We start from the raw sequence: 16,211 nt of genomic DNA on the forward strand, positions 1-16,211 counted from the left end.
ACCTGTTCCATTTAACCAGACAAAGGTGCCGATTAGGCATCCATCGCCTGGCGCATCTCTTTAACGATCGCGGCGACAGCGGCGGGGATCTCCGCCGGGCTGTCGGCCAGCTCTGCAATTTTATTCACCAGCACACTACCGACGATGGCGCCGTCGGATACCGAGGCGATCGCCTTGGCCGACGCCGCATCGCGGATACCGAAGCCGACGCCGATGCGCACATCGGTGTGCTGACGGATCTGCCGCACCTTACGCTCCACCTCGGCCACATCCAGCGCCGCAGAACCGGTCACCCCTTTCACCGATACGTAGTAGACGTAACCGCTGCCGCTCTGGCAGACCTGGGCGATACGGCTCTCTTCGGTGGTCGGCGCCAGCAGGTAGATGGCGTCCATAGCGCGCGCTTTCAACAGCTGGACGAACTCTTCGGATTCTTCCGGCGGCAGATCGACGGTCAGCACACCATCGACACCGGCATCGGCGGCCAGTTCGACGAAACGCTCGTAACCCAGCACCTCGATCGGGTTCAGGTAACCCATCAGCACCACCGGGGTTTCGCCATCCTGTTCACGGAAGGTTTTCACCATCGCCAGCACATCCAACAGCCGGGTGTGGTGCTTCAACGCCCGCTCGCAGGCCAGCTGGATCACAGGTCCATCGGCCATCGGGTCGGAAAACGGCACCCCCAACTCGAGAATGTCGGCACCGGCCTCGACCAGCGCGTGCATCAGCGGCACGGTCACCTCCGGATTCGGATCTCCGGCGGTGACATAGGGGATCAGCGCCTTGCGGCCCTGCTGCTCCAGACGATCAAAACAACTATCGATTCGACTCATGATCCTTCCCCTGTGTCACACTTCGATGCCGTCGATCTGGGCGACGGTATGAATATCTTTATCGCCACGGCCGGACAGGTTCACCACGATGATCTGATCCGGGTCCATCTCTTTCGCCATCTTCATCGCATGGGCCACCGCATGGCTGGACTCCAGCGCCGGCATGATCCCTTCGATACGGGTCAGCAGGCGGAAGGCATCCATCGCCTCGTCATCGGTTGCCGCCACGTATTCGGCGCGGCCACAATCTTTCAACCATGCGTGCTCCGGACCGACGCCCGGATAATCCAGCCCGGCGGAGACCGAATGGGTGCCCAGAATCTGGCCGGCATCGTCCTCCATCAGATAGGTACGGTTGCCGTGCAGCACACCCGGCCGGCCGGCACTGAGCGGCGCGGCATGTTCGCCGGTCTCGATACCGTGACCGCCGGCTTCGACGCCGACCATGCGAACCGCTTCATCCTCGATGAACGGATGGAACAGGCCGATGGCGTTGGAACCACCGCCGACACAGGCGACCAGTGCATCCGGCAGACGGCCAGCCTGCTCCAGACACTGCTGACGGGCTTCGCGGCCGATCACCGCCTGGAAATCACGCACCAGTTTCGGATAGGGGTGCGGGCCGGCAGCGGTACCGATGATGTAGAAGGTGTTGTCGACGTTGGTCACCCAGTCGCGCATCGCCTCGTTCATCGCGTCCTTCAGCGTGCGGGTACCGGACTCGACCGAGATCACCTCGGCGCCCAGCAGCTTCATCCGGTAGACGTTCAGCTTCTGGCGTTCGACATCCTCGGCTCCCATGTAAACCTGGCACTCCAGCCCCAGTCGGGCCGCCACCGTGGCCGATGCCACACCGTGCTGCCCCGCGCCGGTTTCGGCGATCACCCGCGGCTTACCGGTGTACTTGGCCAGCAGTGCCTGGCCGATGGTGTTATTCACCTTGTGAGCACCGGTGTGGTTCAGGTCTTCCCGTTTCAGGTAGATCTGGGCGCCGCCGACGTGGCGGGTCAGGTGCTCGGCGAAGTACAGCGGTGAGGGACGGCCGACATAGTGCGCCAGGTCACGGTCGAATTCAGCCTGGAATGCCGGGTCTCGCCAGAGCTTCTCATAAGTACGTTCCAGATCCTGCAGTGCAGCGATCAGGGTCTCAGAGACAAAACGCCCACCGTAGGGGCCGAAATGCCCGCGCGCGTCGGGCAGCTGTTTCAGTTTGGCGAGATCAATATTGGTTGGCACGGGCCACCTCTTGCATAAATACTTCGATTTTTTGTTGGTCTTTAATACCTTTCGCAGCTTCGACCCCGCCGCTGACATCGACGGCATAGGGCCGTACCTGCTCGATTGCGGTACGCACGTTGTCCGGTGTCAAACCACCGGCCAGGATCAGGGATTTCGGCATCTCAGCCGGGATCCGGGCCCAATCGAACGCCTCACCGGTACCGCCCGGCACACCCGGCCGGTAGGCGTCCAACAGGATCGCCCGGGCGCTGTCGTACTGCTGACAGAGCGCCAGGACATCCAGTTCGGGTTTCATACGCAGGGCCTTGAAATAGGGGCGCTCGAAGCCAGCGCAGAAGGCTTCGGACTCGTCGCCGTGAAACTGCAGCAGATCCAGCCCGGTCAACTGCAGCGTGCGCGCCACCTGCTCCGCCGTCTCGTTGACGAACAGGCCGACGGTGGTGACAAAAGGCGGCAACCGCTCGATGATCTGTGCCGCCGCGTCCGGTGCGATATAGCGCGGGCTCGGTTTATAGAACACGAAGCCCAGCGCATCCGCCCCGGCCGCAATCGCGGCCTGGGCATCGTCCAGCCGGGTAATGCCACAGATTTTTACGCGCGTTCGAGTCACTGAAAATAGGCCCTGAAAAGCAGAGATAGTAACAGATGCCAGCGGGTAAAGTCAGTCCAGTCCGGTCAGGAAATAGGGCCCGAGCTCCGATTTCGGCAGTGCGTACTGGTCCGGGTAGCGAACATCGACGAAATACAGCCCCCAGGGCGGCGCGGTGACTCCACCGTCACGGCGGTCACGCGCCTCCAGCACCTCCTTCGACCAGTCGATCGGCGCCTCGCCGGCACCGATCTTCATCAGCACCCCGGCGATATTGCGGATCATATGGTGCAGGAAAGCATTAGCCCGCACGTCGATCACGATCAGCTGGCCGCTGCGGTAGACGGACAGCTCTCGAACGTCGCGCACCGGGCTCTTGGCCTGGCAGGCCACCGCCCGGTATGAGGAGAAGTCATGCTCGCCGACCAGCTGCTGCCCCGCCTGGTGCATCCATTCGACATTGAGCTTTTTGTGGGTCCAGGTCACACCGCGCGCCAGCACTGCCGGCTTGACCGGCGCACTGCAAATTACGTAGCGGTAACGACGCTCCAGCGCCGAGAAGCGGGCATGAAAGTCGTTCGGCACCCGCACCGCCCATTTGATCGCGATATCGTCCGGCAGATGGGTGTTGGTGCCCAGCACCAGGGCCCGCTCCGGCCGTTCAAACTGGCAATCGAAATGGATGACTTGATAGGTACCGTTAACGCCGGTATCGGTCCGACCGGCACAAACCACTGCCACCGGATGATTGGCGATTCGGGCCAGGGCCCGCTCGACCTCGGTCTGGATGCAGCGCACGTCGCCCGTTTTCTGGGTCTGCCAGCCGTTGTAGCTGGCGCCGGCGTACTCCACACAGAGCGCATAACGATAGGGGGCGATCGAAATCGCCCCCTGGTTGGAATCCTGTTGTACTGCCATTTACTTCAAATACTACCTTTAATCCCGATGCCGACCGGCCGTCGACCACCGCCTCAGGCGGTGGCCATACCAGCCAGCAGCTTGTCGGCTTCCTTCTGCTGGGTATCGGACCCTTCCGCTTTCACCTCGTTAAGGATATCACGGGCTCCGTCCTGATCACCCATTTCGATGTAAGCCTTGGCCAGATCCAGCTTGGTCTCGACCTCATCTGCCCCCGCCAGCAGGTTCAGGTCATCCTCCATACCGGGTAGATCCTCCAGTGCGTCGCTCTCGTCCAGCGCGATCTCCCGATCGGTACCATTGAGCAGCGCATCCAGTTCGTCATCCAGCTCCGCTTCCAGGTCATGGGCGATACTGGCAGTCAACTCCGCCTCGACATCGACGGCTTTCTGACTACGCTCCAGGCTAGCCAGGTCGTCGCCGCCTTTGCTGGCAACCTGCTGCCCCAGATCGGCCAGCATGTCATCGAGACCACCACCAAGCTCCTCCTCCTTAAGTTCCACCTCGGCCAGGTCCGCGGCCGTTGCCTCCTTCGGCTCATCGTCGTCGGCCTGATCGAGCTCGGCCAGCATATCGTCCAATCCGCCGCTGAACTCCACCTCATCCAAACCAGACTCCGGCACTTCGGCCTCGACGGCCGCTGCTTGCTGAACTTCTTCCAGCGGCAGCTCGAAATCAACCGAGTCAAGCGCCTCGCCTTCATCGGCTGAAGCCGCCGGCTCCGGCTGTTCGGCCAGCAGTTCAGCCAGGTCCGGATGCAGGTTAAGACCGTCCGATTCCTCAGCAGCCGCCTCTTCCGTCACCGGCCCGGCAACCTCATCGAAGAGCGCCTCCAGATCATCGCCGGACAGCTCCTCAACGATCTCGGTCGATTCAGACCCTGTTGCTGCATCAGGCTTCAAAGCCGAATCAAACAGCGCATCCAGCTCGTCATCCGCCAGGCTCGCGTCTACATCATCCTGCACCTCATCTGAGGCGCCCCCGGCATCAGCCCCCTTTGCCGAGTCGAACAGCGCGTCCAGCTCGTCGCCTGCCAGATCAGCCTCATTCCCCGCCCCGGTCTCTTCGGCCGCACTATTGGAGCTGGACGCCTGGGCCGATGCGAACAGTGCGTCCAGCTCGTCTCCAGCCAGATCAGCCTCATCACCCGCCCCGGCCTCTTCGACCGCACTATTGGAGCTGGACGCCTGGGCCGATGCGAACAGTGCGTCCAGCTCGTCTCCAGCCAGATCAGCCTCATTAGCCACTCCGCTCTCTTCGGCCGCACTATTAGAACTGGACGCCTGGGCCGATTGGAACAGTGCGTCCAGCTCGTCGCCTGCCAGCTCTTCCGGCTGCCCGTCATCCGATTGCTCGGCCCGCGACGACTGCTCGGCATCGGACGACTGCTCAGCCATATCTAGCAACGCGTCCAGTTCATCATCGCTCACCGGACTGTCGGCATCATCGGTATCACCGTCCAGTTCCAGCTTGAACGGGCTTGCCGCCTGCTCAGCCGTTTCAGCAGCCAGTTCCTCATCGGAGTTCTGCTGCAGGATCTCGTCAAACAGCGAATCCGCTTCCGCCAGTTCCAGAGTCGACCCGGCATCTACTTCGGCGGCGTCCTCGACCTCATCGGCCGGCTCGACTGCATCGAGGCCGTTTTCGGCTAGTAACTCGTCGAGGTCCAGGCCATCCAGCAGATCATCTTCGTCATCCTGGTCATCATCGGCGATATCGATCTCCAGACCAGTCTCGTCTGCTGCTGTCCCATCAAAAGCTTGCGCAGCCTCTACTGCATCGTCCGCCGCATCCGCTGCCAGCAACTCATCCAGAGAGGTGTCCAGATCATCGTCGACCTCCTGTGCAGCTTCGCTCTTATCCGCCTTCACCTCGCCCAGCAGGCTGTCGAGCTCATCTGCCACGGCCCCCTCTTCGGCCAGAATTGAATCCAGCCCCTCATCAGCCGGCGCTTCAGCGGATGATTGAGAGGTCGATGGCTCAGGCTGCAGTTCATCCAGGTCATCCTCGATGCCCAGATCAAACTCCATGTCTTCCAGATTATCTTCGGCCGGCTGCTCCGCTTCTGCCTGAGTCTCTTCGGATGCATCGACGTCGTCCATCAACTCGTCGTCCATCGGATCCAGCTCGAGATCCATATCCAGATCGAGATCCAGATCGGACAGATCATCCAGGTCTTCCATCGCCTCCAGCTGCTCATCGCTGATTTCGTCAGCCGGGCCTTCCCCTTCAACTGCAGAGGATTCATCGCTTTCTGTTTCTTCCGGCTTATCCGCATCGGCATTGAGCTCTTCCGGCACCTGCACCAGAGGCTTACCCTGCTCCGGCTGCTCGCCACCGCCCTCTTTGCGGCCACGTCTGAGCAGCGCAAACAGCCCACCACCGAGCATTACCAGCAAGCCGCCCAGGGCACTACCCCAGTAAAGCGGTGTGGAGAGCAGCTTGTCGACCAGGCTCGGCGACTCGGCAGCCGGTACCGGATCCGGCGGAATCTGCGCCTTGGCCGCCGCCAATTCCGCCTGCAACTGAGCAACCTGTTGATCCTTCAACTCCAGCAGTCGCTGCAATGTATCCAGCTGCTGCTGCACGGCATCAAGCCGCTCATTCATCTCGGAGTTGTCGCGCTCAATACGGTCAACGTCTTCCAGCGCGGCAGAAAGCTGCTGTTCCAACTCCTGGTTGCGATCGGTCAGCGCTTTCAGCTGATCATCACTTCCCTGGTCCGATACCTTGCCGTCAGCCTTCCGATCAGCCGCAGGATTGGCCGGCGAAACTATCTTCAACTGAGCCTGTTCAGCCTGCCCGCCGGGCAGGCCATCAGCGCCGGTATCTTTGCGGGAGACATCTACCGGTGCTTTCGCTGGCTTCGAACTCTTGCCACGCCTCTGCTTCCAGGCTTCGGTCTGACGGGCAACTTCGGCTACCGCTTGCTGCGGCGTCAGGGCGCGAATCTGCTCTTCACTCGGCAGATCCAGCACTACGCCCGCTTTCAGCAGATTGACGTTATTGCGATGAAAAGCATCAGGATTCTTCTTCTGCAACGCCACCATCATCTGCTGCGGCGTAATATCTTTACTCGGGCGATGCTTCAACGCCAACGCCCAGAGGGTGTCTTTTACATCGACATAGATCTGACTGGCGGGCTTCATCCGGGTACGGATGTTATCGGCCGGTGCGCTGGCAGCCGGGCGCCGCAGGCTGGGCAACGCAGCCGCCTGGCTGCTGACAGCCGGCAGCACCGGCTGTGCCGCCTGGCGCGCCGGGGTCGGATCAAACACCGGCGGATCCAGCAGCACGGTGTACTCCCGCACCAGACGGCCATTCGGCCAATTGATCTCAACCAGGAAGTTTAGAAAGGGCTCCTTCACCGGCACCGACGAGTGCATCCGGATAGTGCCTTCGCCATTCGGCGTCAGATCGACGGAGAATTTCACGTCTGACAGGAAACGGGACTTGCTGATCCCAGCCAGGGCGAATTCATCGACATCGGCCATCCGTGGCTGGATCTGTAACGGACTAAGCCCTTTGGTCTGGACCAGTCTAATTTCGGCGTCCAGCGGCTCATTCAAGGCCGACTTGATGGTGATATCACCCAAGCCCAGTGCATGGGCTTCGGCGGCACTGAGAACTCCTGCAACCGCGAGGCTGATGGCAAGTTTGCGCAGCATTACCGGCTTCCTAAATCGGACCCGCCAATTTTTCATAAAAAATCAGAGGGTTGCGTGTCAGACTTCTGCAAGAAGTATTATTTATAAACAATAACAGGGTCAAGGCGGGGCTATAAAGCCCCTGCCGCACCGTTATATTCTCAATTTATAGGTATTGCTGCACCAGTAATTCTGCGATCTGTACACTGTTCAGCGCAGCGCCTTTGCGTACATTATCGGCCACTACCCACAAATCTATACCATTTTCGCCATCGAGGTCTTCGCGGATCCGGCTGACATAGACCGCATCCTTGCCGGCGGCCTCTGTCACCGGGGTCGGATAGCCACCAGCGGTCTGCTCATCGAGCAGCTCCACACCGGGCGCCGCCGCCATCAATTCCCGCACCTCCCAGGCACTGATCGGGCTGTGGGTTTCGATGTGTACCGCTTCGCTATGACCGAAGAATACCGGAACCCGCACGCAGGTCGGATTGACCTGGATCTGGTCGTCGGCCAAGATCTTGCGGGTCTCCCAGACCATCTTCATCTCTTCGCGGGTGTAGCCGTTATCCTGGAACTCGTCGATATGGGGCAGCACGTTAAAGGCGATCTGCTTGGCATAGACATTGGTCTGCGGCTCGCGGGCATTCAGCAACGCCGCCGTCTGGGCCGCCAGCTCCTCCACTGCCGCCCGGCCGGAACCGGATACCGCCTGGTAGGTGGCCACGTTGATCCGACGGATGCCCACCTGGCGATGGATCGGCGCCAGTGCCACCAGCATCTGGATGGTCGAGCAGTTCGGATTGGCGATGATATTGCGGATGCTGTACTCGGCGATCGCCTCCGGGTTCACCTCCGGCACCACCAGCGGCACGTCCGGGTCGTTGCGGAAACAGGAGGTGTTGTCGATCACCACCGCGCCGGCATCGGCGGCGATCGGCGCATACGCCGCCGACACCTCGCCACCGGCCGAGAACAGCGCAATATCCACCTGGCTGAAGTCGAATTCGCTGAGCAGACCAACCTTGTGCGATTTTTCCTTGAAGAAGATCGTCTTACCGGCCGAATTCTCACCGGCCAGCGGGTACAGGTTTTCGATCGGGAATTCGCGCTGCTGCAACAACTCCAGCATCGCTTCACCGACCAGACCGGTGGCCCCGACCACCGCGACATTGAATTTTCTATCCATCTTCGATTCCTCTTACTACCCGGCCGCCACCTTCCCGATCAGCTGACGATTTCATGCAAACGGGCCGTGCCAAACGCAAACCAGCCCGAACGAGTCGGGCTGGTGAGATATAAAACCACATTGTACACCTGATCCTGCGCGGCCTCATGCTTCAATCCCGTATCGGCCGGGCCGATTCCCCGATTTGGTTAACTCGGCACTGGTACGCTGGTGCTATTTCACTTCAAAGGGCTCTCTCAGACCAGGGGAATCATCTTTGCCGACCAGGAACCGGCCACCCCCTTACCCACACCGACTCTGAACGCCCCGCCATTAGCCCGCTGAATAGCGCTCAACTATAGTGAACAATTATTAACCCATATGAATTCATAACGGTGTTTAGGGCTCGCAATGCCACATTCGCGGCGGCAATACAGCACCGGCCAAAAGGGAAACTTATCAATGTATTCAGACATCATGGTCCCGGTTGAGTTGGCCCATATTGACCACATCGGCAAGGCCTTGAAGGTTGCCGCGGACCTGGCCCGGCACTACGGGGCCAAGGTCCATTACGTTGGCGTGACCAGCGCCCTGCCCAGCGAAGTGGCCCACAACCCGGCCGAGTTTACCGAGAAACTCCAGCAGTTCGCTGCCGATCAGGGAGCCGCCTACGGTATAGATACACAGGCTCACCCGCTGACCTCTCACGACCCGACCGCCGACCTCGACCTCGCACTGGAACATGCGGAACAAACCATAGGCGCGGATCTGGTGATCATGGCCTCACATCTGCCCGGTTTCGCCGACCATATCTTCGGCTCTCACGGCGGCCATATCGCATCGCACTCGAAGTTGTCGGTATTCATCGTCAGATAAGCAAGGCGATGGCGCTTAACCAGCTTTCGCTATTGGCAATTAACTAAACGCAGGGGGAATTACTGACAATGCCCACTGAATCTCAACGCCCGACAGCGCCGTCTGGTGAAATAGATACCGATTACGACATCGGCCAAGATAACATCCAGGCCAGCATCGGCTCCCTGGAAGTCGATATTCACAACCCCGTTTTCCCGATTTCAGCACTCTCCGTCATCATTCTGGTGCTGTTCTGCCTGATCTTCGACGAGACGGCGGCCGATGCCTTCGGCGCCCTGCGCCCCTGGCTGACCACCCAGTTCGACTGGGTGTTCGCCATCAGCATGAACATCTTCGTACTGTTCTGTCTGTTCTTGATTTTCTCCCCGCTGGGCAAAGTCAAGATCGGCGGCAAGAGCGCCATGCCGGAGTATTCCTATCCGGCCTGGTTCTCGATGCTGTTTGCCGCCGGCATGGGTATCGGCCTGGTATTCTACGGCGTACTGGAACCGCTGAATCACACCTTGACCCCACCGCTGGGCGCGCCCGGCGTACTGGACAGTGACGGCAATCTGGCGGATGCAGCGACTGCCGAAGCGGCCGTCCGCCTGGGAATGGCCGGCACCATCTTCCACTGGGGGCTGCACCCCTGGGCGGTCTACAGCGTGGTGGCGCTGGCGCTGGCGCTTTTCTCCTACAACAAGGGTTTGCCACTGAGCATCCGTTCGGCTTTTTATCCGATTCTCGGCGACCGCGTCTGGGGCTGGCCGGGGCATCTTATCGACTCGCTGGCTGCGCTGGCCACCCTGGCCGGCCTGGCGACCTCGCTCGGTTACGGCTCCTCACAAGCGGCGGCAGGCCTGAACCATGTATTCGGCATCGAAGCCACTATCGAATTGCAGGTGATCATCATCATTTGCGTGACGGGCCTGGCGCTCATCTCGGTGGTTCGCGGGCTGGATGGTGGCGTCAAGCTGCTGTCCGAAGTGAACATGGGGATGGCGTTGCTGCTGTTCCTGTTCGTACTGATCTTCGGCGCCACATCCGACATCTTCTCAACGCTGTTCGGGGGCACTGCCGCCTACATCATCAATCTGCCGGCACTTTCCAACTGGATAGGCCGCGAGGACACCGGTTACTTCCATGGCTGGACGACCTTCTACTGGGCCTGGTGGATCGCGTGGTCGCCGTTCGTCGGCATGTTCATCGCCCGTGTATCGCTGGGGCGCTCCGTGCGCGAATTTATCATCTGCGTACTGCTGGCACCTACGCTGGCCTGCGTGATGTGGATGGCGGTGTTCGGCGGTACCGCGATCGCCCAGCTGGTTAACGACGGCTATACCGGGGTCCAGCAGACGATCGCCAACTGGACCCCGGAACTGTCGTTGTTCGCCATGCTGGAGTTGCTACCGCTATCGACCCTGACCTCATTGCTCGGCATCGTGCTGGTACTGGTGTTCTTCGTGACCTCGTCGGATTCCGGATCACTGGTGGTCGATACCATCTGCGCCGGCGGCAAGATTGACGCCCCTATGCCGCAGCGGGTGTTCTGGTGCAGTTTCGAGGGTTTGGTCGCCATCGCCCTGCTGCTCGGCGGCGGATTGGGATCACTGCAGGCGCTGGCCATCGCCACCGGCTTCCCGTTTGCCATCGTCACCGTGGCCATGTGCTACTGCATATACCAGGGGCTGCGTAGCGAACCGGTCTGAACGACATGACAGGAAGACCACCCCGACAGACAAACACGTTTCCGCCGGGGCGCTCGATAGTGCGGCTTTAGGGACTAGCAACAAAAGGCGCATCGCCATCTGGCGATGCGCCTTGAAATGACAAGCCATCTAACGACTGGAGAAACCTTATGGATATCGGCAGCCTGCTCCTCTTCCTGGTCATCGGGGCACTGGCAGGCTGGTTGGCCGGTAAGCTGGTCAAGGGCAGCGGCTTCGGCCTGCTGGGCAACATTGCGGTAGGTATCGTTGGCGCAGTGATCGGCGGCTTCGTGTTCCGGCTGATAGGGCTGTATGCCACCGGCCTGATCGGTTCGATCATCACCGCCACCGTCGGCGCAGTGTTGCTGCTGTACGTCGCCGGATTGCTCAGGAAACGCTAGGAGCCTGTCGGACTTGGCACTGACCTAACCGGCTCTGGCTTCCTGCTTCGCCCTAACTCCTGCATCCATGCAGTCGTGCGGAATAGCGGATAGCGGCCAAGCCCGACAGGCTCCCAGTATCGCCGTATAAAAGATCAGCCCGCACAAGGCGGGCTGATTTGATCGTGCGTTACCAGCTGGACGCTTTAGTCGTCCATCAGGATCCGCAGCATGCGGCGCAGCGGCTCGGCCGCGCCCCACAGCAACTGGTCTCCGACGCTGAACGCGTTCAGGAACTCGTTGCCCAGGTTCATCTTGCGCAGACGACCCACCGGTACCGACAGGGTGCCGGTCACCTTGGCCGGCGTCAGCTCCTGGGCGGTGATGTCGCGCTCGTTCGGGATCACCTTCACCCAGTCGTTGGCCTCGGCGATCATCGCTTCGATCTCGTCCATCGGCAGATCACGCTTCAGCTTGATGGTGAATGCCTGGCTGTGGCAGCGCATCGCGCCGATCCGCACACAGGTGCCGTCGATCGGGATCGGGTTGCCGGAACGACCGAGAATCTTGTTGGTCTCGGCGTACGCCTTCCACTCTTCACGGCTCTGGCCGTTATCCAACCGGGTGTCGATCCACGGGATCAGCGAGCCGGCCAGCGGCACGCCGAAGTTGTCGACCGGCATCTTGTCGCTGCGAATGGTCTCCGCCACGATACGGTCCACTTCCAGGATCGCCGAAGAGGCGTCCAGCTTGTCGGCCACGGAATCTTCGATGATGCCCATCTGGCTGATCAGCTCACGCATATGACGGGCACCGCCACCGGACGCCGCCTGATAGGTCATCGAGGTCATCCACTCGACCAGGTCCTGCTGGAACAGGCCACCGAGACCCATCAGCATCAGCGAGACGGTGCAGTTGCCGCCGACGAAGGTCTTGACGCCGCTGCTCAGGCCATCCTTGATCACGTTCATGTTGACCGGATCAAGGATGATGATCGCTTCGTCATCCATCCGCAGCGAAGAGGCGGCGTCGATCCAGTAGCCGTTCCAGCCGGCTTCACGCAGTTTGGGGTAGACTGCTTTGGTGTAGTCCCCACCCTGGCAGGAGATAATGGCGTCCATCTGTTTCAGCTCATCAATGGAGTGAGCGTCCTTCAGCGTCGGAATGGTTTTCCCGATCTCCGGACCTGCCTGACCTACCTGGGATGTGGTGAAGAACACCGGCTCTTCGATATGATCGAAATCGCCCTCGTCCTTCATGCGTTGCATCAACACGGAACCCACCATTCCGCGCCAGCCTACGAAACCTACACGCTTCATTGGTATCCCCAAAAAATATCCAACTAAAAATATAAAAAACGGTCGGGATCCGAAGAGCCCGACCTTTAACCATTCTGCAATCTATTCAGGCGGGTTGCAATTCGCCTTTATGCGAGGCCGCTCAGACCTGCAACGCAGCCACCACCGCATCGCCCATCTCGGCGGTGCTGACCTTGCGGGTGCCTTCGGACCAGATATCCGCGGTACGCAGCCCCTGATCCAGTACCGCATCGACCGCCTGCTCGATCTTCACGGCGGCCTCTTCCATACCCAGCGAGTGGCGCAACATCATCGCTGCGGACACGATCATCGCCAGCGGGTTGGCGATGCCCTGGCCGGCAATATCCGGCGCCGAACCGTGGCAGGGCTCGTACATGCCCTTGCCATTTACATCCAGCGACGCGGACGGCAGCATGCCGATAGAACCGGTCAGCATCGCCGCGGCGTCGGACAGGATGTCACCGAACATATTGCCGGTCACCATCACGTCGAACTGCTTCGGCGCCCGCACCAGCTGCATCGCGGCGTTGTCGACGTACATGTGCGACAGCTCCACTTCCGGGTACTCCTTGGCCAGATCTTCCATCACCTCGCGCCACAGCATGGTCACTTCCAGCACGTTGGCCTTATCGACCGAGCACAGACGCTTGCCGCGCTTCATCGCCGCTTCGAAGGCGACCCGACCGATGCGGCGGATCTCCTCTTCGTCGTAGACGTAGGTGTTGTAGCCTTCGCGTACACCGTTTTCCTTGGTGCGAATGCCGCGCGGCTCACCGAAGTAGATACCGCCGGTCAGCTCGCGCACGATCAGGATATCCAGACCGGACACCACTTCCGGCTTCAGCGAGGATGCATCGGCCAGCTGCGGGCTCAGGATCGCCGGACGCAGATTGCCGAACAGGTCCAGTCCGGAACGGATCTTCAGCAGACCGCCCTTCTCCGGCCGTTCCGCCGGCGGCAGGTTGTCCCATTTCGGGCCGCCCACCGCGCCCAGCAGGATCGCATCGGCCGCCTGGCACTTGGCCCAGGTGTCCTCCGGCAGCGCTTTACCGGCGGCATCGATTGCCGCACCGCCGACCAGCGCTTCATCCAGTTCCAGCCCCAGACCAAACTGATCGTTGACCACATTGAGAACCTTGCGCGCCTCGGCGGCGATCTCCGGACCGATGCCGTCACCCGGCAACAGCAGAACCTTCTTCGTCATGACTCTATTCCTCTGAATCTGTTCCCCGGCCGGTGCGCTTCCCGCGCTGTTCCGGCCTGATGCAAAGCGTCACCGCCCACGGCGGTGCGCTTTTTTATTCGTTATCTATTCAACTCACTCTTGCCGGCTGTTTTATGTCAGCCCGCTTTTTTATGTCAGCCTATTATCCGGCTTTGTAGCTTACAGCTTATTATTCGTGGATCGCATCGAACAGCCAGGGCGCTTCGGCCCGACGGCGCTGTTCGTAGGCTTTGATATCGTCAGCATGCTGCAGGGTCAGACCGATATCGTCCAGTCCGTTCAGCAGACAATGCTTACGAAAACCGTCGATATCAAAAGCCATTTCGGTATCGGTCGGCGTTACCACCAGCTGGCGCTCCAGATCGATGGTCAGCTGATAGCCTTCGCTGGCGGCCACTTCCTCGAACAACTGATCAACCTGCGCTTCGTCCAGCACGATCGGCAGCAGGCCGTTCTTGAAGCAGTTGTTGTAGAAAATCTCGGCAAAGCTCGGCGCAATCACGCTGCGGATACCGAAATCATCCAGTGCCCAGGGCGCGTGCTCGCGGCTGGAACCGCAGCCGAAGTTCTCGCGCGCCAACAGCACGCTGGTGCCCTGGTAGCGCGGCTGGTTCAGCACGAAATCCGGATTCAGCGGGCGGCCGCTGCAATCCTGGTCCGGCTGACCTTCATCCAGGTAGCGCAGTTCGTCGAACAGGTTCTTGCCGAAGCCGGACCGTTTGATCGATTTCAGGAACTGCTTCGGAATGATCATATCGGTATCGACGTTGGCGCGGTCCAGCGGAGCGGCGATCCCGGTGTGCTGATTGAATTTTTTCATTGTCGCTCTCCTCCCGACCTTAGTGTTTGACGAACTCGCGCACATCGACGAAGTGGCCGGCAATCGCTGCCGCCGCCGCCATCGCCGGGCTGACCAGGTGGGTCCGGCCGCCGAAGCCCTGACGGCCCTCGAAGTTACGGTTGGAGGTGGAAGCGCAGTGCTCGCCCGGGCCCAGCTTATCCGGGTTCATCGCCAGGCACATGGAGCAACCCGGCTCGCGCCACTCGAGGCCCGCTTCGACAAAGATCTTGTCGAGCCCCTCCTGCTCGGCCTGCGCCTTGACCAGACCAGACCCCGGCACCACCAACGCCTGGATGATATTGTCGGCCACCTTCTTGCCCTTCACCACTGCGGCCGCTTCGCGCAGGTCCTCGATACGGGAGTTAGTGCAGGAGCCGATGAACACCCGATCCAGCTTGATATCGGTGATCTTCTGGTCGGCCTGCAGGCCCATGTATTTCAGCGCACGATTGATGCCGTCCACCTTCACCTGATCATCTTCATTGGCCGGATTCGGCACGGTTTCGCTGACGCCGACCACCATCTCCGGCGAGGTCCCCCAGGTTACCTGCGGCTCGATCTCCTCGGCCCGGATCTCGATCACGCTGTCGAACTCGGCATCGTCATCGGAGACCAGATCCTGCCAGGCTGCGACCGCCGCATCCCACTGCGCCCCCTTCGGCGCAAACGGGCGGCCGTTGACGTAATCGATGGTGGTCTGGTCGACCGCCACCAGGCCGACACGGGCGCCGGCTTCGATCGCCATGTTGCAGACGGTCATACGACCTTCCATGGACATGTTACGGAACACCTCACCACCGAACTCGATCGCGTAGCCGGTACCACCCGCGGTGCCGATCACGCCGATCACGTGCAGGATCACATCCTTCGGCGTGACACCGGCACCCAGCTGACCGTCCACGCGTACCAGCATGTTCTTCATCTTCTTGGTGATCAGGCACTGGGTGGCCAGCACATGTTCCACCTCGGAGGTGCCGATGCCGTGCGCCAGTGCGCCCAGTGCGCCCAGCGTGGCGGTGTGGGAGTCACCGCAGACGGCGGTTACGCCCGGCAAGATCGCGCCCTGCTCCGGCGCCATGACGTGCACGATACCCTGACGGTGGTCATTCATCTTGAACTCGAGAATGCCGAAATCATCGCAGTTTGAATCCAGCGTTTTCACCTGGATCTTGGACACCGGGTCCTTGATCTCGTCGACACCACCGGAACGCTCGGTGGTCGGTACGTTGTGGTCCGGGGTCGCGATGTTGGCATCAATGCGCCAGGGCTGACGGCCCGCCAAGCGCAACCCTTCAAATGCCTGGGGCGAGGTCACCTCGTGCAGAACCTGACGGTCGATATAGAGCAACGCACTGCCGTCTTCGTTCATACGCACCAGATGGGCGTCGAACAACTTGTCATAGAGGGTCTTGCCAGCCATTGAAACGATCTCCATCGGTTGGGGTGCCACGCTGCTCGGCGCGACACTGAATCAAGCATTACAAA

General features: G+C 60.6%; 13 protein-coding genes. 3 read left to right on the forward strand and 10 right to left on the reverse strand.

Annotation, left to right across the window (positions count from 1 at the left end; genetic code table 11):
• Positions 1-32: 32 nt before the first annotated feature.
• The 6 genes from trpA to K6T12_RS00905 form a co-directional block, all read right to left on the reverse strand.
• Positions 33-836: a tryptophan synthase subunit alpha gene (gene trpA / locus K6T12_RS00880; protein ID WP_222218494.1), complete on the reverse strand. Its 804-nt coding sequence runs from the start codon at positions 834-836 to the stop codon at positions 33-35.
• A 15-nt stretch (positions 837-851) separates the two neighbouring features.
• Positions 852-2,072 carry a tryptophan synthase subunit beta gene (gene trpB / locus K6T12_RS00885; protein WP_315853545.1) on the reverse strand — a complete coding sequence of 407 codons (1,221 nt, stop codon included), beginning with the start codon at positions 2,070-2,072 and terminating at the stop codon, positions 852-854.
• The gene (locus K6T12_RS00890) at positions 2,056-2,685 is read right to left on the reverse strand and encodes a phosphoribosylanthranilate isomerase (RefSeq protein ID WP_222218496.1); all 630 of its coding nucleotides are present in this window, start codon (positions 2,683-2,685) and stop codon (positions 2,056-2,058) included. Before K6T12_RS00890 ends, trpB begins: the two co-directional genes overlap by 17 nt.
• Before the next feature lie 51 nt (positions 2,686-2,736).
• Positions 2,737-3,582 (reverse strand): tRNA pseudouridine(38-40) synthase TruA, encoded by an 846-nt coding sequence (truA, locus tag K6T12_RS00895; RefSeq protein ID WP_222218498.1) that lies wholly within the window; start codon positions 3,580-3,582, stop codon positions 2,737-2,739.
• A 53-nt stretch (positions 3,583-3,635) separates the two neighbouring features.
• Positions 3,636-7,250 carry a FimV/HubP family polar landmark protein gene (locus tag K6T12_RS00900; RefSeq protein ID WP_222218500.1) on the reverse strand — a complete coding sequence of 1,205 codons (3,615 nt, stop codon included), beginning with the start codon at positions 7,248-7,250 and terminating at the stop codon, positions 3,636-3,638.
• Positions 7,251-7,395: 145 nt separating this feature from the next.
• On the reverse strand, positions 7,396-8,418 hold the full coding sequence (locus tag K6T12_RS00905; RefSeq protein WP_222218501.1) for an aspartate-semialdehyde dehydrogenase: 1,023 nt from the start codon (positions 8,416-8,418) through the stop codon (positions 7,396-7,398).
• 441 nt (positions 8,419-8,859) lie between these two features.
• Between K6T12_RS00905 and K6T12_RS00910 the strand changes: the two genes are divergently transcribed.
• From K6T12_RS00910 to K6T12_RS00920, 3 genes are all read left to right on the forward strand, one after another.
• Positions 8,860-9,273, forward strand: a complete 414-nt coding sequence (locus tag K6T12_RS00910) for a universal stress protein (RefSeq protein ID WP_222218504.1) — start codon at positions 8,860-8,862, stop codon at positions 9,271-9,273.
• Between the two features lie 68 nt (positions 9,274-9,341).
• Positions 9,342-10,961: a BCCT family transporter gene (locus K6T12_RS00915; RefSeq protein WP_222218505.1), complete on the forward strand. Its 1,620-nt coding sequence runs from the start codon at positions 9,342-9,344 to the stop codon at positions 10,959-10,961.
• 149 nt (positions 10,962-11,110) lie between these two features.
• Positions 11,111-11,362, forward strand: coding sequence for a GlsB/YeaQ/YmgE family stress response membrane protein (locus tag K6T12_RS00920; RefSeq protein WP_222218507.1), 252 nt, complete (start codon positions 11,111-11,113; stop codon positions 11,360-11,362).
• 185 nt (positions 11,363-11,547) lie between these two features.
• Here K6T12_RS00920 and asd read toward each other — a convergent pair whose 3' ends face one another.
• The 4 genes from asd to leuC all read right to left on the reverse strand — a co-directional run bounded on the left by asd (position 11,548) and on the right by leuC (position 16,146).
• Positions 11,548-12,660 carry an aspartate-semialdehyde dehydrogenase gene (gene asd / locus K6T12_RS00925; protein WP_222218509.1) on the reverse strand — a complete coding sequence of 371 codons (1,113 nt, stop codon included), beginning with the start codon at positions 12,658-12,660 and terminating at the stop codon, positions 11,548-11,550.
• Between the two features lie 121 nt (positions 12,661-12,781).
• On the reverse strand, positions 12,782-13,864 hold the full coding sequence (gene leuB / locus K6T12_RS00930; RefSeq protein ID WP_222218511.1) for a 3-isopropylmalate dehydrogenase: 1,083 nt from the start codon (positions 13,862-13,864) through the stop codon (positions 12,782-12,784).
• 190 nt (positions 13,865-14,054) lie between these two features.
• Positions 14,055-14,705 (reverse strand): 3-isopropylmalate dehydratase small subunit, encoded by a 651-nt coding sequence (gene leuD, locus K6T12_RS00935; RefSeq protein ID WP_222218513.1) that lies wholly within the window; start codon positions 14,703-14,705, stop codon positions 14,055-14,057.
• A gap of 19 nt (positions 14,706-14,724) precedes the next feature.
• Entirely contained in the window at positions 14,725-16,146 is a 1,422-nt protein-coding gene (gene leuC / locus K6T12_RS00940) for a 3-isopropylmalate dehydratase large subunit (RefSeq protein WP_222218515.1), read from the reverse strand.
• Positions 16,147-16,211: the final 65 nt, after the last annotated feature.

This window comes from Marinobacterium arenosum, from assembly GCF_019795155.1.
Classification (GTDB): Bacteria; Pseudomonadota; Gammaproteobacteria; order Pseudomonadales; family Balneatricaceae; genus Marinobacterium_C; species Marinobacterium_C arenosum.

Bases quoted from the DNA above. Each gene is read 5' to 3' on its own strand.
- leuC (WP_222218515.1), bottom strand. From the start codon at position 16,146: ATGGCTGGCAAGACCCTCTATGACAAGTTGTTCGACGCCCATCTGGTG.
- K6T12_RS00920 (WP_222218507.1), top strand. From the start codon at position 11,111: ATGGATATCGGCAGCCTGCTCCTCTTCCTGGTCATCGGGGCACTGGCA.
- K6T12_RS00900 (WP_222218500.1), bottom strand. From the start codon at position 7,250: ATGCTGCGCAAACTTGCCATCAGCCTCGCGGTTGCAGGAGTTCTCAGT.
- truA (WP_222218498.1), bottom strand. From the start codon at position 3,582: ATGGCAGTACAACAGGATTCCAACCAGGGGGCGATTTCGATCGCCCCC.
- K6T12_RS00915 (WP_222218505.1), top strand. From the start codon at position 9,342: ATGCCCACTGAATCTCAACGCCCGACAGCGCCGTCTGGTGAAATAGAT.
- trpA (WP_222218494.1), bottom strand. From the start codon at position 836: ATGAGTCGAATCGATAGTTGTTTTGATCGTCTGGAGCAGCAGGGCCGC.
- asd (WP_222218509.1), bottom strand. From the start codon at position 12,660: ATGAAGCGTGTAGGTTTCGTAGGCTGGCGCGGAATGGTGGGTTCCGTG.
- K6T12_RS00910 (WP_222218504.1), top strand. From the start codon at position 8,860: ATGTATTCAGACATCATGGTCCCGGTTGAGTTGGCCCATATTGACCAC.
- K6T12_RS00905 (WP_222218501.1), bottom strand. From the start codon at position 8,418: ATGGATAGAAAATTCAATGTCGCGGTGGTCGGGGCCACCGGTCTGGTC.
- leuB (WP_222218511.1), bottom strand. From the start codon at position 13,864: ATGACGAAGAAGGTTCTGCTGTTGCCGGGTGACGGCATCGGTCCGGAG.
- leuD (WP_222218513.1), bottom strand. From the start codon at position 14,705: ATGAAAAAATTCAATCAGCACACCGGGATCGCCGCTCCGCTGGACCGC.